General features: G+C 46.6%; 15 protein-coding genes and 2 pseudogenes. 8 read left to right on the plus strand and 9 right to left on the minus strand.

The features are described from left to right. Positions 1 to 5: 5 nt before the first annotated feature. The 5 genes and pseudogenes from zinU to PUN35_RS12985 form a co-directional block, all read right to left on the minus strand. Positions 6 to 1197, minus strand: a pseudogene (gene zinU / locus PUN35_RS12965) (zinc metallochaperone ZinU). 27 nt (positions 1198 to 1224) lie between these two features. Beyond that, entirely contained in the window at positions 1225 to 1446 is a 222-nt protein-coding gene (locus PUN35_RS12970; RefSeq protein ID WP_014478788.1) for a hypothetical protein, read from the minus strand. A 189-nt stretch (positions 1447 to 1635) separates the two neighbouring features. Next, complete coding sequence (locus PUN35_RS12975; protein ID WP_033882258.1) at positions 1636 to 2220, minus strand: L,D-transpeptidase; 585 nt, start codon at positions 2218 to 2220, stop codon at positions 1636 to 1638. Continuing rightward, positions 2217 to 2977 (minus strand): annotated as a pseudogene (locus tag PUN35_RS12980) (GTP cyclohydrolase, FolE2/MptA family). Before PUN35_RS12980 ends, PUN35_RS12975 begins: the two are co-directional and overlap by 4 nt. A gap of 114 nt (positions 2978 to 3091) precedes the next feature. Further along, positions 3092 to 4297, minus strand: a complete 1206-nt coding sequence (locus PUN35_RS12985) for an MFS transporter (RefSeq protein ID WP_003246358.1) — start codon at positions 4295 to 4297, stop codon at positions 3092 to 3094. 179 nt (positions 4298 to 4476) lie between these two features. On the opposite strand from PUN35_RS12985, the gene nasB reads away from it, so the two are divergent. The 5 genes from nasB to cobA all read left to right on the plus strand — a co-directional run bounded on the left by nasB (position 4477) and on the right by cobA (position 13333). Then, on the plus strand, positions 4477 to 6792 hold the full coding sequence (gene nasB, locus PUN35_RS12990) for an assimilatory nitrate reductase electron transfer subunit NasB (RefSeq protein WP_014478785.1): 2316 nt from the start codon (positions 4477 to 4479) through the stop codon (positions 6790 to 6792). A gap of 6 nt (positions 6793 to 6798) precedes the next feature. Then, positions 6799 to 8931, plus strand: a complete 2133-nt coding sequence (gene nasC / locus PUN35_RS12995; RefSeq protein ID WP_014478784.1) for an assimilatory nitrate reductase catalytic subunit NasC — start codon at positions 6799 to 6801, stop codon at positions 8929 to 8931. Positions 8932 to 9051: 120 nt separating this feature from the next. Next, positions 9052 to 11469: an NADPH-nitrite reductase gene (gene nasD, locus PUN35_RS13000; protein ID WP_014478783.1), complete on the plus strand. Its 2418-nt coding sequence runs from the start codon at positions 9052 to 9054 to the stop codon at positions 11467 to 11469. Between the two features lie 31 nt (positions 11470 to 11500). Beyond that, positions 11501 to 11821: a nitrite reductase small subunit NirD gene (nirD, locus tag PUN35_RS13005; RefSeq protein ID WP_014475751.1), complete on the plus strand. Its 321-nt coding sequence runs from the start codon at positions 11501 to 11503 to the stop codon at positions 11819 to 11821. Between the two features lie 60 nt (positions 11822 to 11881). Next, entirely contained in the window at positions 11882 to 13333 is a 1452-nt protein-coding gene (gene cobA / locus PUN35_RS13010) for a uroporphyrinogen-III C-methyltransferase (protein ID WP_031600142.1), read from the plus strand. A 31-nt stretch (positions 13334 to 13364) separates the two neighbouring features. On the opposite strand, the gene ffoR is transcribed toward cobA, so the two are convergent. Then, positions 13365 to 14375, minus strand: coding sequence for a ferredoxin--NADP(+) reductase (ffoR, locus tag PUN35_RS13015; RefSeq protein WP_014478781.1), 1011 nt, complete (start codon positions 14373 to 14375; stop codon positions 13365 to 13367). Between the two features lie 157 nt (positions 14376 to 14532). Here ffoR and PUN35_RS13020 point away from each other — a divergent pair, with 157 nt between their 5' ends. The 3 genes from PUN35_RS13020 (at position 14533) to PUN35_RS13030 (ending at position 17233) form a co-directional block, all read left to right on the plus strand. Further along, positions 14533 to 15342: an alpha/beta fold hydrolase gene (locus PUN35_RS13020; RefSeq protein WP_014478780.1), complete on the plus strand. Its 810-nt coding sequence runs from the start codon at positions 14533 to 14535 to the stop codon at positions 15340 to 15342. 144 nt (positions 15343 to 15486) lie between these two features. Further along, on the plus strand, positions 15487 to 16371 hold the full coding sequence (locus tag PUN35_RS13025) for a permease (protein ID WP_010886400.1): 885 nt from the start codon (positions 15487 to 15489) through the stop codon (positions 16369 to 16371). A gap of 4 nt (positions 16372 to 16375) precedes the next feature. After that, positions 16376 to 17233: a TIGR03943 family putative permease subunit gene (locus tag PUN35_RS13030; RefSeq protein ID WP_014478779.1), complete on the plus strand. Its 858-nt coding sequence runs from the start codon at positions 16376 to 16378 to the stop codon at positions 17231 to 17233. A 36-nt stretch (positions 17234 to 17269) separates the two neighbouring features. Here the strand turns inward: PUN35_RS13030 and putR are convergent, their stop codons facing one another. From putR to pruA, 3 genes are all read right to left on the minus strand, one after another. Next, positions 17270 to 18505 carry a proline utilization transcriptional regulator PutR gene (gene putR / locus PUN35_RS13035; RefSeq protein WP_003234651.1) on the minus strand — a complete coding sequence of 412 codons (1236 nt, stop codon included), beginning with the start codon at positions 18503 to 18505 and terminating at the stop codon, positions 17270 to 17272. A 151-nt stretch (positions 18506 to 18656) separates the two neighbouring features. Beyond that, positions 18657 to 20078, minus strand: coding sequence for a sodium/proline symporter PutP (gene putP, locus PUN35_RS13040; protein WP_235091735.1), 1422 nt, complete (start codon positions 20076 to 20078; stop codon positions 18657 to 18659). A 123-nt stretch (positions 20079 to 20201) separates the two neighbouring features. Continuing rightward, the gene (pruA, locus tag PUN35_RS13045) at positions 20202 to 21749 is read right to left on the minus strand and encodes an L-glutamate gamma-semialdehyde dehydrogenase (protein ID WP_014478777.1); all 1548 of its coding nucleotides are present in this window, start codon (positions 21747 to 21749) and stop codon (positions 20202 to 20204) included. Between the last annotated feature and the right edge of the window lie 15 nt (positions 21750 to 21764).

The raw sequence follows: 21764 nt of genomic DNA on the forward strand, positions 1-21764 counted from the left end.
TTTTTCTATTGATTCAGCTTCCATTTAAACGGGTCCTCAAACAGCGACCAGTCGGAATCAAATTCATACTCAGTCAACAGGCATTGATCAAGCTCTTTCGTGATCGTTTCTTCATCCAGGTCAGTTCCGATAAAAACTAGCTGCGTTAGGCGGTCGCCGAACTCCGGGTCCCACTCCTCCAGGATTTCCGGCTCCTGCTGTTTGACTTGCTCCTGCTCAAGCTTCGGCAGCGCCGCCACCCAATAAGATACAGGCTCAATCGTAACCGACGGACCTGCTTGCGACATCAGCAAAGCGAGGTTGTTATGAGATGCGCACCAGACGATTCCTTTGGCACGAACCACGTTCTTTGGCATTTGATCTATCCATTGATAAAACCGTGTAGAATGAAACGGCAAACGTCTCTTATATACAAATGAAGAGATACCGTATTCTTCTGTTTCCGGGGTGTGTTCCGCATGGCCTGCCGTCAGCTCTTGAATCCAGCCGGCCGATCCGCTCGCTTCCTCGAAGTTAAATAACCCTGTATGCAAAATCTCCTGCGGTTTTACATTTCCTTTGACAGCGAATGAACTTGGCTCTTGGCTGCAGTTTACGAAGAACGTTTTCAAGCTGTTCGAGCTCTTGCTCGCTGACCAAATCACATTTATTTAAGATCAGTACATCGCAAAACTCAATTTGATCGATCAAGAGGTCGGCGATTTCTCTTTCATCCTCTTCCCCCAATGCTTCTTTGCGGTCCAGAAGGCTTTCGCCTGACTGATAATCATGCCAAAAACGGTTGGCATCAACCACTGTCACCATCGTATCCAGCTGACAGAATTTTGTAAGATCGATTCCCATCTCTTCATCGATATAAGAGAAAGTCTGGGCCACCGGGATCGGTTCGCTGATTCCTGTCGATTCGATGACGATATAATCAAACCGTCCGTCTTTTGCCAGCTTCTCAACTTCAATTAATAAGTCTTCGCGAAGCGTGCAGCAAATGCAGCCGTTTGACATTTCCACAAGCTTTTCATCTGTTCTGGAAAGGCCCCCTTCCTGCTTAACCAAGCCCGCGTCAATGTTCACCTCGCTCATATCGTTTACGATAACCGCTATTTTCAAGCCTTCGCGATTTTGCAGAATGCTGTTCAGCAATGTTGTTTTTCCCGCACCTAGATATCCGCTCAGTACGGTAACCGGAATCTTTTTCATAATAGTGCCTCCATTAAAATAGAATGATTACGATTTAAATTGTATACTTCGCCATATGTACAATGGTGTAGAGCAGCTTTTCGCGCTCATTTCTCGCTGCTGCCCGATTTCTAAATCAGTAAAGGCTCCAACCGCGTTTAATCCTTTTCCCCATCGCAAATCCCTGCCCTTGCCGACATTCGGAAAACCGCAGCTTGCATAAAGCAATTGCTCCACTTGCGTTGCTGAACCGATGGAAAGCGCAAACATCTCATCAGAAAGTAGCTTGGGTTTCGTTTCAAGTTTTCAACAAGACGCTTCATGGGGATCAATGACAGCAAGATCCTTAGCCTTTCCGCTTTTCACAGATACAGCCAATGATAAGCCATTTACCACAAAACGTAATTATTACGATTTAAATTGTATGGTCTTTTTTCCTTTTTGTCAACGGTTTTCAATTCAGCTGATCACCACTTTTGTATGTTCAGGGATATTTTCATATATCCATTTTGCATCTGGAATGGTCAGCCTGATACAACCGTGAGATGCTTTCGTTCCTAGTTTTTCTGCTTCCGTTTTGATGACTTTTTGATCCTTTGTCATTGGCACACTATGAAATAGAAATTCGCCGTGGTTTTTCCATGATACCCAGTATTCTGCGCCTTCCTGGTATCCTTCGGAGAAAAACCATTCTCCCCGTTCAGGCTCTACATAAAAGGTGCCCTTTGGCGTAGCATCATCTTTTGTTTGATCAAGACCAGAAGAGATCATCATTGTATAGATGGTGTTGCTTCCTTCCTTGATGTAAGCCTTCTGCTCCTTCACATTCACATCAATCCAGACATGCTTCTGTTTAATATCCGGGTATTCTCCGCCCGAAGGCTTCGTCCAATCAATGCTTATTTTTGCTGTTTTTCGAACGTCCGTTATGTTTTCGACCGTTTTCTTTGTATTGATACTTGCGTGTTCTTCTGCATGTTCGGAGCAGGTTGACAGCAGGCAGGCTGGCATAAGAACTGCAATAATGAATAATGAGAGTTTCATATTTTATCCACTTCCTTCGAAAAACACAGCTTCGCATAGGCATCGTGGAGATGGATCGATTCTTCATTGCGGCATTCAATCTCAAAGGCCGACACCCATTCAAGCTCAAACAAATCAGCAGCGATGCAGCCGGGTGAATATCCGCCCAAATGCTGACCGTTCCCCTCTGATTATGGGCACTGTATTCGCTGATTTCCTTGGAGCAAGGGCACAGAGTCGTTACTTTTGCTGAGATGCCGGCACGCTGTTTAAACGGCTGATCTTTGCGATAGGTGACAGACATGAATATATCAGCATGCATCAAACCCGCTTTCTCAAGCTTCGGACTTTTCCGTTCGAAAAACCACGGAAACCTCACTTCAACTGAGGCAGGTGATGTGTCCATGTTTTCTGCAAGCTCTTTCGTGAATTGCTGAAGAGAGGAAAATGAGAGAATCCAGCCATTTTGATGATAGACTTGCAGCAGCTCTGTTAACCGGCTCATGTTAATCCCCTTCTGATTTCTCGGCAAATTACAAGTCATTGTAAAGTTCGCAGCCGTTGTTTGCTCGGCAGGCATCATGGCAGAAGTGATTGTGACTGGATGGGACACATTAGCGACACCTACATGCTGAATGTCAAAAAAATAATCCTTCCTGATATTTTGCAGGTCCTTCATTTTCTCTTTTTCCACTGGTTTCTCGCCTTTGATCGGACTGACCGATCCAAAGTATTGAAGACGCTCCGTTTTTTTCGGAAGCAGCGTATGTTGATTCATTCAGAAAACTCCTCTCACTAACAAATCGTAATAATTACTATTTATTTTGATCGGTTCACTGTTGAAAATCAAGAGAAAATAAAAAAGACACGCACAAACGTGTCCGTCAAAACCCTAAACATCCGCCGGGCTGCTTTCCGCGCTCCAGCTTTTCCGCCAGTAATAGCCTGCGGCAAGCACAAGTGCAAACGCCAGCAGCGCGATACAGGAAAACGTGATAAAACCGATAGCATATGTGCCTGTCATCTGTTTGAGAGATCCTAAGATGTTCGGCAGGAAAAACCCTCCGATTCCTCCGGCCGCACCGACGATTCCCGTCACCATGCCAATTTCTTTGCGAAAACGCTGCGGCACGAGCTGGAATACTGCGCCGTTTCCCATTCCGAGCCCCATCATTCCGACAAACAATAGAACAATAACCATTGAAAGAGATGGCAGGCTGCTGACTCCGGCCATACACAGTGCCACGATGACAAACAGTACAGAAAGAACTTTCGTGCCGCCGACACGATCCGAAATCAAGCCCCCGACAGGCCGGAAAAAGCTCCCCGCCGCCACACATAATGTAACGAAGTCCCCTGCGTGAATTTTTGACAGCTGGTATTGATCAACAAAGAAAATAGATAAAAAGCTTGAGAGCCCGACAAATCCGCCAAATGTGACGCTGTACAGCAGGCAGAAAAACCATGTTTCCTTTTGCCCGAACACATGCAGATAGCTTTTGAGCGGCTGGGGAGACGGCTGTGCAGGGGAATCCTTTGCCATGGATACAAAAAGAATAAAGACGATCAATAATGGAATTAGCGCAATTCCCATGACAATGTGCCAGCCGAACTGCTCCGCCAGACGAGGGCCAAACAGGGTTGCAAACAACGTGCCGCTGTTCCCCGCTCCGGCAATCCCCATCGCAAGCCCCTGCAAATGAGGCGGATACCATCGGCTGGCCATAGGCAGCGCTACAGCAAAGCTTGCTCCCGCCACGCCAAGCAGAATCCCGATGGCATACAGCTCAGTCAGGGAACGGCCGCCGAATGTCCCCCAAAGCAGCGGAATCATCGTCACCAGCATCCCGATCACTGCCGTTTTTTTCGGTCCGATTCTGTCCGTTAAAATACCAAGAATGATACGAAACACAGATCCAGATAAAATCGGCACAGCTACGACAAGCCCTTTCTCAAAAGGAGACAGGCCAAAATCCTGAGAAATATAAACACCCAGCGCCCCAAGCATAACCCATATCATAAAACTGACATCAAAGTATAAAAAGGAACAGAGCAACGTGAGTGGATGACCGCTAGTTTTCAGTTCCGACAGCTTCATAAGATTCCCCTTTCTAGACCCTCATTATTTTACATTTTCTGAATCAAGGATATAGGACCATTATTTTCTGGAAAAGACATGTGTAAGTTTTTGTGACACGTTTAATGCGTTAACAATGCATTGTGACATAATTTTTAATAGGAGAAAACTTACGAGCTTCGCCAAAGGAGGTCTGATACATGAAGAAACAAAGATTAGTGTTAGCGGGAAACGGCATGGCCGGAATCCGCTGTATTGAAGAAGTATTAAAGCTGAATCGCCACATGTTTGAGATTGTCATTTTCGGAAGCGAGCCGCATCCCAATTACAATCGCATTCTCTTATCCTCTGTATTGCAGGGTGAAGCGTCACTCGATGATATTACACTGAACAGCAAGGATTGGTACGACAAGCACGGGATCACGCTTTACACAGGCGAAACGGTTATTCAGATTGATACAGATCAGCAGCAGGTCATCACAGATCGGAAACGCACTCTGTCGTATGACAAATTAATAGTGGCAACAGGCTCCTCCCCTCATATTCTCCCTATCCCCGGGGCAGACAAAAAAGGTGTCTATGGATTTCGGACAATAGAAGACTGCCAAGCGCTGATGAACATGGCCCAGCACTTTCAAAAGGCTGCGGTAATCGGAGCCGGCTTATTAGGACTGGAAGCTGCAGTAGGTTTACAGCATCTCGGTATGGATGTCAGCGTCATTCACCACTCCGCCGGCATTATGCAAAAACAGCTCGATCAAACAGCGGCGCGGCTGCTGCAAACAGAGCTGGAACAAAAAGGCCTAACCTTTCTTTTGGAGAAAGACACCGTCTCCATTTCCGGCGCCACGAAGGCAGACCGAATCCATTTTAAAGATGGCTCTTCATTAAAAGCAGACTTGATTGTGATGGCGGCCGGCGTCAAACCGAATATTGAATTGGCTGTATCCGCTGGAATCAAAGTGAACCGCGGGATCATCGTGAATGACTTCATGCAGACAAGCGAACCGAATATCTACGCCGTTGGTGAATGCGCTGAGCATAACGGAACGGTGTACGGATTGGTGGCTCCGCTTTATGAGCAGGGAAAAGCGCTCGCCAGTCATATTTGCGGCGTTCCATGTGAGGAATATCAAGGCTCAGCACCATCAGCGGCGTTAAAAATAGCTGGAATCGATGTGTGGTCAGCAGGAAAGATCCAAGAGGATGAACGCACGACGAGCATCAAAATCTACGACGAACAAGCAGGCGTTTATAAAAAAGCGCTTTTTGTAGATGAAAAACTGGCCGGCGTTATTTTATTCGGAGACACCCGTGACAAGCAGCGGCTTCTCGACAGCCTCCTTAAACAACGAGACATCTCCATTGTCAAAAAGCAGATCATCGAACCGGAGACAAGCGGCCCTTTATTTGAATCCATGCCTTCCAGTGAAACGATTTGCCAATGCAACACAGTGACGAAAGGCGCGATTGAAGAAGCGGTGCACACGAATAGCTTAACAACTGTTGAGGAAGTCAAGCACTGCACCAAAGCCACTGGGTCCTGCGGAGGATGCAAACCGCTCGTTGAAGACCTTTTGAGGCACATGACCAACAGCGAATATACGAAGCCCGCCGGCACACCTTCGTTTTGCAGCTGTACTGATTTTACAGAAGACGACATCATCGCTGAGCTTCAGCGCAGGCCATTCACTAATCCGGCAGAAGTGATGAACCAGCTTGACTGGAAAACAAAAAACGGATGCAGTACTTGTGTTCCTGCGATTCAATACTATCTGGAAATGCTGTACCCTGGGTTTGTCCAGCCTGAGCCAGCCACTGAAGAGACATGCATCCTGATCCCGCAAATGTACGGCGGGCGGACAAACGCGGAGCAGCTAAGAACCATCGCCAACATCATTGAGGCATACAGCATTCCCGACGTATCCATCACTCACGGCCAAAGGCTGAAGCTTTCCGGGATCAAGCCTGCGGATCTCCCGAACATAAAAAAAGACCTGAAGATGCCCGTTTACACTAATGAACACCGACACGCGCTGCAAAGCATCAAAGCATGTACATGCGGGCAAAATCGATCAATTCAGCAGCTGGCAGCCCAAATCGAAAGACAACTTGAGATGCTTCCCTTACCCGCTCCCATTTCTATCAGCTTATCATGTGAAACAGACTGCACCGATGCCGCCCTGCAAGATGTCGGCGCAATTCGGAGACAAGCTGGCTGGGACATTCACATCGGCGGCGTCCGGGGAACTCATGCCCGTTCAGGAGCTTTGTTTTGCGTGACTGAGAACGAAGACAGCACTGCCGGCATGATCAAAGGACTGATCCAGTATTATCGGGAAACGGCTCATTACTTAGAAGGTGTTCATCAGTGGATAGACCGTCTCGGGATCGTTCATATCAGAGAAGTGCTATTCGAAGAAGACCTAAGGGCACAGCTGCTGGAAAGCCTCCAAACAGATCTGTCACTGATTCAAAACCCGACTGTAGAGACGGGTGCATATAAGAAAGGATGAGGCATTTTGACTGAACGACTGCTTAGATATTTCCGTGATAAACAGCAAGACGTCCAATCAGAAAAAACATATGACACTCAATGCCCGTTTTGCAGCATGCAGTGCAAAATGCAGCTCGTGGAACAAACCATCGTCACGCGCAAAAAGTACACTGCGATTGGGATTGATAATCCTACAACACAGGGTCGGCTATGCATGAAGGGCATGAACGCCCACCAGCATGCCCTGAACTCCTCCCGCATCACCCGGCCGCTGCTGAAGAAAAACGGCGAGTTTATGCCTGTTTCCTGGGAAGAAGCACTGAATTACATTAAAGACCAAGTGACAATGATACAAGTAGAACACGGCCATGACGCTATGGCGGTATACGGAAGCGCCTCGATTACAAATGAAGAGGCGTATTTGTTAGGGAAATTCGCACGGGTGGGCTTACAGACAAAATACATCGACTACAACGGGAGGCTTTGTATGTCCGCCGCAGCAACCGCAGCCAACCAAACATTCGGCGCGGACAGAGGCTTAACGAATCCCTTATCAGACATTCCCCACACCCGTGTGATCATTCTGGCCGGCACCAATATCGCGGAGTGCCAGCCTACGATTATGCCATATTTTGAAAAAGCGAAAGAAAACGGAGCTTACATCATTGCCATTGATCCGCGTGAAACAGCGACAACAAAAATCGCCGATCTTCATTTGAAAATCAAACCCGGCACAGACGCCGCCCTTGCCAACGGTCTCGTCAAAATCATCATTGACGAACAGCTTATAAACGAGGATTTCATTCAATCACGAACAAATGGATTCGAAGAGCTGAAGCAGCATACTGACTCGTTGGACCTGAATGACATCGCCGAACAGACGAGTGTCCCCCTGGCGGATATAAGAAAAGCGGCTGTAAAGTTTGCCAAGGAAACGTCCGGCATGCTGTTTACAGCCCGCGGGATTGAACAGCAAACCGATGGAACAGCGGCTGTGAAAGGCTTCTTAAACATGGTGCTGATCACAGGAAAAATCGGTACACCTTACTCAGGTTACGGGGCGATCACCGGACAAGGCAACGGGCAAGGTGCAAGAGAGCATGGCCAAAAAGCCGATCAGCTTCCGGGCTATCGATCTATTGAAAACGAACAACACCGGGCACATGTTGCGAAAGTGTGGGGAATCCATCAGGATGATCTGCCGCGAAAAGGTGTCTCAGCCTATGAAATGATGGAAAAAATCAATGACGGCGACATCAAAGGATTGTTCCTCATGTGCTCCAATCCCGCTGTCTCCAGCCCAAATGCGAATCTTGTGAAAAAGGCTTTACGTAAACTGACATTCTTTGTTGCAATCGATTTGTTTATTTCTGAGACTGCGAAATACGCAGATGTGATTTTACCCGCCTCCTCTTACTTAGAAGATGAAGGCACCATGACAAATGTAGAAGGACGCGTGACATTAAGAGAAACAAGCCGGCCATGTCCCGGCGAAGCAAAGCATGATTGGCAGATCATTTGTGATCTCGCATCCGCTCTCGGCAAGGGCCGCTACTTTTCTTATACGTCAGCGGAGGATATTTTTGATGAATTGAGAGAAGCGAGCCGAGGCGGGATTGCCGATTATTCAGGCATCTCATACGGCAGGCTCAGACGTGAAGGCGGCATTCATTGGCCGTGTCCGGAACCTGATCATCCCGGAATTGGACGCTTGTTTACAGAATCATTTGCTCATCCGGATCAAAAAGCGGCATTAAGTGTGATTCCAAACGAGCCACCTGTTCCAAAAGAGAAGCCGACAGCCGATTATCCGCTTTATTTAACAACAGGCAGAGTCATGTCTCACTACTTAACAGGCGTCCAAACAAGAAAAAGCGCCGCCCTTACCGCGAGACATTTTGAATCGTTTATCGAAATCCATCCGCAAACAGCAGCAACCTACAATATCGAGGACCGTGTGCTGGTAAAAATAGAATCGCCGCGGGGAAGCATCACCGTCCGCAGCAAATTATCAGAACAAATCAGAAAAGATACTGTTTTTGTTCCCATCCATTGGGCAGACGCTCAAAATGTGAATGATTTAATCGGGGAAGCCTTAGATCCAGCCTGTAAAATGCCCGGTTTTAAGGTATGCGCCGTCCGAATCAGACCTATTTAAATTTTTCATAAAATTTTTAGAACTTTTCGTATATTTTGTTACATTTTATAACATGTATCTTAAATATTCCTTTTTGCTGTGCTACGCTGGAAAAAACATTGATAAGGAGCGGATCATCTGATGGGAAAAAAACAGCTAGTTCTTGTTGGTAATGGAATGGCCGGGGTAAGGGCCATTGAAGAGATACTGAGTGTTGCTAAAGACGAGTTTCAGATCACAATTTTCGGAGCCGAACCGCATCCCAATTACAACCGAATCCTTTTGTCAAAAGTGCTTCAAGGCGATACAGATATTAAAGATATTACGTTAAACGATTGGGACTGGTACGAAGAAAACAACATTCAATTGTATACAAATGAAACAGTCATCAAAGTGGACACGGAAAACAAAACAGTCATCACAGATGCAGACAGAATCCAGCCTTACGACGAATTGATCCTGGCGACAGGCTCGCTCCCTTTTATCCTTCCGATTCCGGGCGCAGACAAAAAAGGCGTCACAGCTTTCCGGGACATAAAAGATACAGACACAATGCTCACCGCGTCAAAACAATATAAAAAAGCAGCCGTCATCGGCGGAGGACTTCTTGGTTTGGAAGCCGCTCGCGGACTGCTGAATCTTGGCATGGACGTGTCCGTCATCCACCTCGCCCCATTCCTGATGGAGCGCCAGCTTGATGCAACGGCAGGACGCCTGCTGCAAAACGAGTTAGAAAAACAAGGTATGACCTTTTTACTTGAAAAGCAAACCGAAGAAATTGTTGGTGACGATCGTGTCGAAGGCCTCCGTTTCAAGGATGGCACAAGCATTGAAGCTGATTTAGTGGTCATGGCTGTCGGCATCCGCCCAAATACAACGCTCGGGGCCGAGAGCGGCATTCCGGTTAACCGCGGCATCATCGTCAATGATTATATGCAGACTGAAATCCCGCACATTTACGCGGTCGGCGAATGTGCCGAGCACCGAGGAATCGCCTACGGGCTTGTGGCGCCGCTCTATGAACAGGCAAAAGTGCTGGCGAAGCATATTTGCGGCATCGAAACAAACCCGTATGAGGGCTCCGTTCTCTCCACACAGTTAAAGGTATCGGGCGTCGAGGTTTTCTCTGCCGGGGACTTTGATGAATCAGAGGACAAAAAAGCGATTAAAGTCTTCGATGAGCAGGACGGCATCTATAAAAAAATTGTCCTGAGAGACAACAAAATTGTCGGTGCTGTTTTATTCGGTGACAGCAGCGAAGGCAATCGCCTGTTTTCTATGATTCAAAAAGAAGCCGATATCTCTGAAACCTCTAAAATATCAATCTTACAGCCTCTCAACCAAGAAGCAGGCACAAGCATCACCGCAGCGATGAGCGACGATGAAATCATCTGCGGCTGTAACGGCGTGTCAAAAGGTGCGATTATTCAAGCCATACAGGAAAAGGGCTGCTCGTCAACGGACGAGATCAAAGCATGCACTGGCGCATCCCGCTCATGCGGAGGCTGTAAGCCACTCGTAGAAGAAATCCTCCAGCATACGCTCGGATCAGACTTTGATGCGTCAGCGCAAAAAGAAGCCATTTGCGGCTGCACCACATTGTCAAGAGATGAAGTCGTAGAAGAAATCAAAGCCAAAGGGCTGTCACATACAAGAGAAGTCATGAATGTGCTCGGCTGGAAAACGCCAGAAGGCTGTTCCAAATGCCGGCCGGCTCTGAACTACTACTTAGGCATGATCAATCCAACCAAATACGAGGATGACCGGACATCCCGCTTTGTTAATGAACGAATGCACGCCAATATTCAAAAAGACGGAACATACTCAGTCGTTCCTCGGATGTACGGCGGCGTGACCAACTCCACAGATTTGCGCAAGATCGCCGATGTCGTTGACAAATATGAGATCCCGCTCGTGAAAATGACAGGCGGCCAGCGAATTGATCTTATCGGCGTGAAAAAAGAAGACCTTCCGAAGGTATGGGAAGATCTTGATATGCCGTCGGGCTACGCATACGGAAAAACGCTCCGCACAGTGAAAACATGTGTAGGCGAGCAATTCTGCCGCTTCGGCACACAAGACTCCATGGCACTGGGCATTGCGCTTGAGAAAAAATTCGAAGGGCTAAACACGCCGCACAAAGTCAAAATGGCCGTGTCTGCATGCCCGCGAAACTGTGCGGAATCCGGCATTAAGGACCTTGGCGTTGTCGGCATCGACGGAGGCTGGGAGCTTTATGTCGGCGGAAACGGCGGAACCCACTTGCGTGCCGGCGATTTGCTGATGAAGGTGAAAACAAATGAAGAAGTCTTAGAATACGCAGGCGCTTACCTGCAATATTACAGGGAAACCGCAAACTATCTGGAGCGTACGTCCGCATGGCTTGAGCGCGTCGGTTTATCCCATGTCCAATCCGTGTTAAACGATCCGGAAAAGCGGCAGGAGCTGAACGACCGAATGAATGAAACACTCTCTGTCCACAAGGATCCGTGGAAAGACTTTTTAGAGGATAAACAAACCTCGAAAGAATTATTTGAAAATGTCGTGACCACATCATAATGACAAAAACAATCATTGAGGAGGAATGGGCATGGTAAACAAAGACGTAACAAAAGTATGTATCGGAAAAATTGAAGAATTGCCTGAACAATTAGGCAAAACAGTGTATATTGAAGATAAGGAGCTCGCGGTTTTCAAGCTTTCAGACGGAAGCATCCGCGCCATCGAAAACCGCTGTCCGCATAAGGGCGGCGTCCTGGCAGAAGGCATCGTCAGCGGTGAATATGTTTTCTGCCCGATGCACGACTGGAAAATTTCCTTAGAAGACGGAATCGTCCAAGAACCTGACCACGGATGTGTCAAAACATATGAAACGCTGATCGAAGGAGAACATGTTTATCTCGTATATTGATCAAAAGACCGGATCACTTTTCTAGTGGTCCTTCATTTTTTACAGTGACGGAAGGATGACATGATCATGAAGAATGGAATCGTTTATTTCGTGGGAGCCGGACCCGGCGACCCAGGCCTGCTCACCATCAAAGGAAAACAGGCGCTCGAGGAAGCAGATGTCATTTTATATGACCGGCTCGCCAACCCGAAGCTGCTCGAATTTGCATCACCGGATTGCCAGTTTATTTATTGCGGAAAACTGCCAAACCGCCATTTTATGAAACAAAAAGAAATTAACGCCCTGCTGGTTGAAAAAGCATTAAATGGGTTAACCGTCGTTCGCTTGAAGGGCGGAGATCCGAGCGTATTCGGCAGGGTCGGCGAGGAAGCAGATGCTCTTCATGAGCACGGCATTCGCTATGAAATGGTGCCGGGAATCACCTCTGGAATTGCAGCGCCGCTATATGCGGGCATCCCCGTCACGCATCGGGATTTCGCATCGTCTTTTGCCATGATTACAGCGCATGATAAATCATTAAAAGGCACGCCGAACCTTGACTGGGAAGGGCTTGCACGAAGCGTACAAACCCTTGTTTTTTACATGGGTGTCAAGAACTTGTCTTATATTTGCCAGCAGCTTATTTCATACGGGAAATCGCCTTCTGTCCCTGTCATTGTCATCCAATGGGGAACGTGGGGCCGCCAGCGGAGTGTGAAAGGAACACTTGAGAACATTCAGCAAAAAGTGCAGGAGCACCAGATCACAAACCCTGCCATTATTGTCATCGGAGACATCGTCAACTTTCAAACACACAGCTGGTTTGAAAGCAAACCGCTCATCGGACGGCATTTGATGGTTGTGACTCATGGCGAAGATGAAGACCCGCTTGCAGACAAGCTGCGCGATTCCGGCGCCGATGTCATCGAGTGGCCGAAATGGCGGACCGAAAACATGCCAGTCAATGAAGAAATTCTTCGAAAGATTGGCATCTTTGAAGACGTTTTTTTCACATCGCGCCGGGTGGTTTGTGAATTTTTCAGAGCACTGGCTTCTCAGAAAATCGACATCCGCCAGCTGACAGCCAAACTGAGTGCAGCATCTGAACAAGCAAAGACGGAGCTTGAAAAACGGGGGTTTCTTGTCACCGCCACTCAGCCTGATTCAGAGAAATGTCTTGTTGTCGGGAGCCGCCATGCAGTGGAATTCATGCAAAAGCATGAATCCTGTTCGTTTTATATCACTCATGAAAACGTCATAGATGACCGGTTCACCCACATGATTCAGCGTACCATCAGTGAATCCCCGCTGCACATGGTCATTTGCCCGAACAAGCTGTCCGTTCAGCAATTGATCAATGGTGGCGAACAAATTGGCATTTCGCCGGAACCGTCAGCAAGCCGGCCTCCTATCGTCTGTATAGGCGATGACTCAGCTGCCGGGGCTTATGGATTCACAGCCATCCAAGAACAGGATGAATTGTTTGCTTTCATCCAAAATCAACAAGCGGAAAAAAAACTCCTTCACAGCTGATGGCAAACAGCCCTTTCCCCTAAGGGCTGTTTTATTTATGTACCAATTTTTTATGATGGGTTGAATACATCGCCATATTCTCAGCCTTAGGATCCAAATAAGCCTTAGCGCTGTTGACTGCTGTCGGGCCTTCGGTAAAGCCGCCGGCAATTAATCTCAGCTTGCTTTCATAAAAAGCCGCGTCGCCCGCCACAAACACGCCCGGAAGATTCGTTCGCATATGTCTGTCAGCTTTCACCCTTCCTCCTTCAATCTCCAGCCCCCACTCCATCATCGGCCCCAGATCAATTTTGAAACCATGATTAATGATCAGCTCATCAACCTCTATATCTTCCCTCTGGCTAGACTCAGTATGACAAACGGTCACGCTTTTGATGCCCTCTTTATCCCCGTTCAACTGCTCTAGCCGATAAGGAGTAAGCACCCGCACCGATGATTGCCTCATTTTCGTCACGCTGCTTTCCATTCCGCCGAATTCCTCACGCCGATGAACGACAGTCACAGACGCCGCAATCGGTTCAAGCTCATTAGCCCAATCGACCGCAGTATCACCGCCGCCTGATATCACCACGCGCTTCCCTTTAAACGCATCGAGCTTCTCCACTCCATAATGAAGATTTTTGCCCGCATATCGGGCCGCATCCTCGCTGTCAAACTCATTGACCTCAAGCGTACCCATGCCGCAAGCCAAAATTACAGTTCTTGTATAGTGCTTTTCCCCTTCAGAACCCGTCAGTACAATGGTGCCTTCATCCAGGCGTTCAAACCCGGTCACACGCTGATTCAATACGATATCAGGATCAAATGTTGCCGCCTGCTCCTTCAGCTGCTCGATCAGCTGCTTTCCCGCAATCCCCGGTATGCCGCCGATATCGCGAATGATTTTCTCAGGAAAGAATAAAGACACCTTCCCTCCGAGCTTCGGCAAAAATTCGATTACCTTTGTTTTCAGCTCCCGCATCCCGCAGTAAAAAGCAGTAAACAGCCCAATCGGCCCCCCGCCTATAATCGTAACGTCATATACCTCTTGATTCTCAGCCATCCGTCCTGCCTCCCGTTCACTATATCAAAGTTTTAATTGAGAATGAATATCAATACAAAGTATATCATATTTCAAGGGCCTTTGTTTATTCATTTCTTCTCCTTGTGGTCAATTGCTGAAAACTCTATAATAGGCAAAAAACAATTGGGAGTAACAGATGAAAAGACGAGTCGAAACGATCACCTTCGAAGGACATACACTAGAATATTCAGTGGCTGGAAAGGGTGCCCCCATCCTTTTCATGCATGGCGGCCATTCAAATTGTTACGAGGAATTCGGATACACAGCGTTGATTGAGCAAGGGTATTCCATCATTACGCCTTCAAGGCCCGGCTATGGACGAACGTCAAAAGAAATTGGAAAAAGTCTTGCCAACGCCTGCCGTTTCTATGTGAAATTATTAGATCATCTACAAATCGACAGTGTCCATGTGATCGCCATCTCAGCAGGAGGGCCGAGCGGCATATGCTTTGCCTCACATTATCCGGAAAGAGTAAATACATTGACCCTGCAATCCGCGGTCACCAAAGAGTGGCTCACCCCAAAAGACACTGAATATAAATTGGGGAGAATTCTCTTCCGCCCGCCGGTGGAAAATTGGATATGGAAGCTGATTTCTTCTTTGAATAACGCTTTCCCGCGTTTGATGTTTCGAGCTATGAGCCCCCAATTCAGCACGCTTCCGTTTCAGCGAATCAAGTCCTTGATGAATGAAAAAGACATAGAAGCATTTCGGAAAATGAACAGCCGGCAGCGCTCGAGTGAAGGATTTCTGATTGACTTGTCACAAACCGCCGCTGTCTCTTTAAAAGACCTGCAAGCCATCATATGTCCCGTGCTGATTATGCAAAGTGTTTATGATGGATTGGTTGACTTGTCACATGCACATCATGCAAAAGAGCACATTCGTGGCGCTGTTCTCTGTTTGCTTCACTCATGGGGACACCTGATTTGGCTCGGAAAATAAGCTGCAGAAACAGACAGTATCCTACTCGTTTTTTTGGAATCCTAACCAAAGTGAAACGATCCTTTCCCCTCCTCCGTCAAACAAGCAGTGCCTTTTTTTCTGGTATCATAAGAAAGGCAGCTTAACATGAGCGGAGGTTTTATTGTGACAGCACAATCATCTTTTCTTCAGCTGAATTCTATTTTTATCAGCATTTTAATAGAAGCCATTCCGTTTATTCTGATTGGCGTCATACTTTCCGGAATCATTCAAATGTTTGTTTCTGAAGAAATGATTGCAAGAATCATGCCGAAAAACCGTTTTCTCGCCGTTTTATTCGGTGCGCTGGCCGGCGTTTTATTTCCCGCCTGCGAATGCGGCATCATCCCGATTACGAGGCGGCTTCTGTTAAAGGGAGTTCCTCTGCATGCGGGCGTTGCTTTCATGCTGACCGCGCCTATCATTAATCCTATCGTTTTATTTTCTACTTATATTGCGTTCGGGAATAGATGGAGCGTGGTCTTTTACAGAGGCGGACTGGCTCTCGCCGTTTCGCTGATCATCGGGGTCATCTTATCCTATCAATTTAAAGATAACCAGCTTTTAAAGCCTGATGAACCCGGGCACCACCATCATCATCACGGCACCTTGCTCCAAAAACTGGGCGGGACCTTGCGGCATGCCATTGATGAATTTTTCTCCGTGGGGAAATATTTAATCATCGGCGCCTTTATCGCAGCCGCTATGCAGACGTATGTCAAAACATCCACTCTGCTTGCGATCGGGCAGAATGATGTATCCTCTTCCCTCGTGATGATGGGTCTGGCGTTTGTCCTGTCGCTTTGTTCAGAAGTTGATGCGTTCATCGCGTCTTCCTTCAGCAGCACATTTTCATTAGGATCGTTAATCGCCTTTCTCGTCTTTGGCGCAATGGTGGATATTAAGAATCTATTGATGATGCTTGCGGCCTTCAAAAAACGATTTGTTTTCCTGCTGATTACCTACATTGTCGTGATTGTTTTAGCGGGATCACTACTGGTAAAGGGGTGATTGGATGTTTCGTCTATTGGTGCTGATGGGATTTACGTTTTTCTTTTATCATCTGCATGCCTCAGGAAATCTAACAAAATATATCAATATGAAATATGCCTATCTTTCCTTTATTGCGATCTTCCTGCTGGCCATTCTGACCGCCGTCCAAGCATATCTATTTATCAAGTCGCCTGAAAAAAGCGGTCATCACCATGACCATGATTGCGGGTGCAGCCATGATCACGAGCATGACCATGAACAAAACAAGCCATTTTATCAGCGTTATTTGATTTATGTTGTTTTTCTTTTTCCTTTGGTGTCAGGCATCTTCTTCCCGATTGCAACGCTTGACTCATCCATAGTCAAAACAAAAGGGTTCTCGTTTAAGGCGATGGAGAGCGGAGATCACTACTCCCAAACACAGTATTTGCGGCCTGATGCCAGCCTTTATTACGCGCAAGACAGCTATGACAAACAAATGAAACAGCTGTTTAATAAGTATTCCAGCAAAAAAGAGATTTCTCTGACCGATGACGATTTCCTAAAAGGAATGGAAACCATCTATAACTATCCGGGTGAATTTCTCGGACGGACGATAGAATTTCATGGATTTGCTTACAAAGGAAACGCAATTAACAAAAATCAGCTGTTCGTATTAAGGTTTGGCATCATTCACTGTATCGCTGATTCCGGCGTGTACGGGATGCTTGTGGAATTTCCGAAGGACATGGACATCAAGGATGATGAATGGATTCACATTAAGGGCACTCTGGCCTCAGAATATTACCAGCCATTCAAGTCAACTCTCCCTGTCGTCAAAGTAACTGACTGGAATACCATTAAAAAACCTGATGATCCGTATGTTTACAGAGGATTTTAAGTGAAGACGAAACCAGTACAAGTACTGGTTTCTTTTTTATTTCTTTTTCATCAGCATCAAATCGAGATAGAGCTGGCACCGCGTTCTGAAATCGCTTAAATCGATCGACGTCATCTCAGTAATCTGTTTGATGCGGTAATTCAATGTATTTTGGTGAATAAACAGCTGTTCTGCCGCTGGTTTTGTTTTGCAGTTGTTGAGGAGATAGATTTCCAAGGTTTTGAGCAGCTCAGTGCTGCTTTCTTCGTCTTTCGCTTTTAATAAAGCTAAATCTTTATTCTCGTATTCTAAAAATTCATTTTTCTGTTCGATGCTTTCTAAATAGCGGTAAATGCCGAGTTTGGCATATTCATATGGAATGTTTTCCTGATTGCCGGTGATTTCTGCGGCTTTGATGACTTCAAGTGCTTCTGTGTAGCTCTTGCCAAGTTTTAATAGGTGATTATATTCGTTTCCGATACCGATATAAATAGGGGTAGGTATTTTTTGAAAGTGAAAATGTGTTAACAGCTTGTTAATAAACTCAGAAGCTGCTGAGGAGACGGAGCTTTTTTGGGAAAAACTCGCTACGACGATGACAATATTTGATTCGATCGTTAAGACATGACTGACCTTATCCCGTAAATTCAGGTACGACCTGATATTTTCCTTTAAATCCTCAACCGCTTCCCCATCCCCATTTGCGGCGTGCAGGATCACAACTGAAAACATGGAAGGCAGCACGGTGTTGATCCTTTCAGCTTCCCGTCTGAGTTCCTTCTCAGAGGTAAATTGCTGATAGATCGCCCGTTTGATGAGATCCTCTGCTTTTTCTTCCTTTTCCTGTTTCAATTTATTCGTTTTATAAATGATTTTCCCGACATGGAAGGAGGTCTCGTACAAAAAGTCGAGCTCTTCATCCGTCAGATTTTGGTCCAGCTCCTGAATCCAGATGTAGCCCATGACTTCCCCTTTGTGCTTTGCACTCACGACCACCCTCTGGTTTAACCCAATGCTTTCAATTTTATTGACGCGAAAAGGCTCAGGCTCTGTTTTCAATTTTTCAATAATTCCGTCCTTCAGAAACCTCTCAAAAATCTGGACCGGACACTTTTTCGAAAAAATAGTCTGCTGGTTGGCAGAATCAAAATGGTTAATATAGTAAGAATTATAGGCTAGCAAAAAGAAATCCGCGCTTTCCAGTATCACTGGCTTTTGCAGTTCATAGCTAATAAAATCAATCAGCTTATCAACATCTGAAAATGAAAAAACTCTCTCTAAAAGCTCTTCCATACCTTTTTCTCCTATACTTTTTTTACTTTAATCATATCCATACGGGGTCTTTTTGTATAGAAAAAAATACGTTTGTTTCCAAAAGAAAAAAATGCCGCTTAAAAGGAGAAAAGAGGAAAAAGGGACAGCCCCTTCCTCCTCCTTTCGATCTTTATTGTGACATTGTATCTTGGTAGTCGTTGAACTGGTCTGTGACAGCTTGTGACGGAGCCTGCGTCAATATGCTGACAAAAAAGACAGATAATAGACTCGCAGCAAAACCAGGTATCATTTCATACAGAAAGTCCGAAAGACCGGCATTCGCCCAAATGATTACAGTCGCTGCTCCCACAATCATGCCGGCGAGTGCCCCCCATTTGGTCATTCGTTTCCAAAACAGACTGAGCAGTACAACCGGCCCGAATGATGCACCGAAGCCCGCCCACGCGTAGCTGACCAATCCAAGGATGGTGTTATTTTTCTCCCAAGCCATAACCAACGCGACAATTGAAACAGCCAGAACAGCCAGTCGGCCTAAAAACACCAGTTCTTTATCTGAAGCTGAGCGTCTGAACATCGACTTATACAAATCTTCTACCAGAGAGCTTGATGTCACAAGCAGCTGGGAAGAAATTGTACTCATAATCGCGGCCAAAATCGCTGAAATCAGAAAACCCGTGATAATCGGATGGAACAAGATATTCCCTAATTGAATAAAAATCGTCTCTGGGTCCTTCAGTGTCATGCCGCGCTGATGGTAATAAGCGATTCCGCCCAAACCGGTCAGCACTGCGCCTACTGCAGACAAAATCATCCAGCCCATCCCGATTCTGCGCGCTCTTTTGATCTCTTTGACAGACGTGATCGCCATAAAACGCACAATAATATGCGGCTGGCCAAAGTATCCCAGCCCCCAGGCAAACAAAGAAATAATGCCAAGGACGCTCGTTCCTTTGAAAATGTTAAACATATCAGGATCTACAGAGCGAATTTCAGCAACTGTATCACCTGCTCCTCCCGTGTGGAAAAACGTAACGATCGGCACAAGAATGAGTGCGGCAAACATAATGATCCCCTGAACAAAATCTGTCCAGCTGACTGCCAAAAAGCCGCCAAACAGGGTGTATGCCACAACAACACCCGTCACAATCCACAGGCCGGTGTGATAATCCATCCCCAAGATGCTGTTGAATAAGACGCCGCCGGACACCATTCCGGACGATACATAAAACGTGAAAAAGACTAAAATGACAATTCCTGAAAACAGTCTGAGAAGCTTTGTTTGATCTCCGAAGCGATTTTCCAGGAATCCGGGAATTGTAATGGAATTCCCCGCTTTTTCAGTATAGGTTCTCAGCCGCGGTGCGACGTAAAGCCAGTTCGCCCACGCTCCAAGGCAAAGTCCGATGACGATCCAAGCGCCGCTCAGACCAGTAGAAAACATGGCGCCCGGAAGCCCCATCAGCAGCCAGCCGCTCATATCGGCAGCGCCGGCACTGAGAGCGGTTACTGCCGGACCCAAAGAGCGTCCTCCCAGCATGTAATCCGTCAGATTCGACGTACGCTTGTAAGCAAAGTAGCCGATTAGCAGCATTCCCGCCATATAAATACAAATTGAAATAATCAGCTGTGTGTTTTCTATGGCACTTCCTCCTCTTTTTTATAGTATATGGATGAAATGGACACCCCCGCAGGGAGGATGCCCATTTAGTCCCGCTTAGAACATTTCACTGATTGTTTTTGCCTGCATATGCAGAGCCAAGTAATCCGGCCCGCCTGCTTTTGAATCCGTTCCCGACATTTTGAAGCCGCCAAACGGATGGTAGCCGACGATAGCACCTGTACAGTTGCGGTTGAAGTATAGGTTTCCGACATGGAATTCCTGTTTCGCACGCTCGATGTGCTTGCGGTTGTTTGTGATAACCGCGCCTGTCAAACCATATTCAGTATTGTTTGCCACTTCTAAAGCTTCATCAAAGTCTGACACTTTACAAAATGCAACGACAGGTCCGAAAATTTCTTCCTGCATGAGTCTTGCTTTCGGATCAAGGTCAGCGAAGATCGTCGGTTTGATGAAGTATCCTTTCGAATCATCACCGGTACCGCCGCTTACTAAACGCCCTTCCTGTTTTCCGATCTCAATATAGCTCATAATTTTATCATAAGAACCTTGGTCAATGACAGGTCCCATATAAACATCTGCACTGTCAGGTTTAGCTGTTACTTTTGATTCCGTAATTTCAATGACACGCTCTAATACTTGATCATACACTTTTTCATGAACTACTGCACGTGAACCTGCAGAGCATTTTTGTCCCGCAAAGCCGAATGCTGAAGTAAAGATCGATTGAGCCGCTAATTCAATGTCCGCATCCTCATCGACAACAACCGTATCTTTACCGCCCATTTCAGCGATGACACGCTTAAAGTGCTGCTGGCCTGGCTGAACCTTCGCCGCGCGTTCGAAAATTCTCGTACCAACTTCTCTTGATCCCGTAAATGTGATAAGGCTTGTTTTCGGATGGTCAACAAGATAGTCGCCTACTTCCGCTCCGCTTCCCGGAACAAAGTTGACTACGCCTTTTGGCAATCCGGACTCTTCAAGCACCTCAACAAATTTTGCTGCAATAACAGGTGTAGCACTCGCAGGTTTCAGAACCACTGTGTTTCCAGTAATGATCGGCGCCACTGTTGTGCCTGCCATGATCGCAAACAAGAAGTTCCAAGGCGGGATAACGACTGTCACTCCAGTCGGCGTGTATACATATTGGTTTTTCTCGCCTTCACGGCTGTTGACCGGTTTGCCTTTTGCCAGTTCGATCATTTGACGTGCATAATACTCCATGAAGTCAATCGCTTCAGCCGTATCGGCATCCGCCTCGTTCCAAGGCTTTCCTGCTTCTTTCACAAGCAAAGCTGAGAATTCATGTTTTCTTCTGCGGACTTTGGCAGCAGCGCGGAACAGGACAGCCGCTCTCTCTTCAGGAGACGTGTATCTCCACTCTTCAAATGCTTTTGCAGCCGCTTGAATCGCTTGCTCAGCGTGCTCTTGAGACGCTTTTGACACTCGGCCGACGACTTCTTCTTTATCAGCCGGGTTGATTGAAACGATTTTCGCTTCCGTTTCCACTCTCTCGCCGTTAATGACAAGCGGATAGTCTTTTCCTAAATATTCGCTTACTGTCGCAAGCGCTTTTTTAAACGCTTCCACGTTGTTTTGATCTTGGAAATTTGTGAATGGCTCGTGTTTGTAAGGTGTTGTCATGATAATCTCTCCTTT

This window comes from Bacillus sp. N3378-2at (genome assembly GCF_033412715.1).
GTDB classification, from domain to species: Bacteria; Bacillota; Bacilli; order Bacillales; family Bacillaceae; genus Bacillus; species Bacillus subtilis.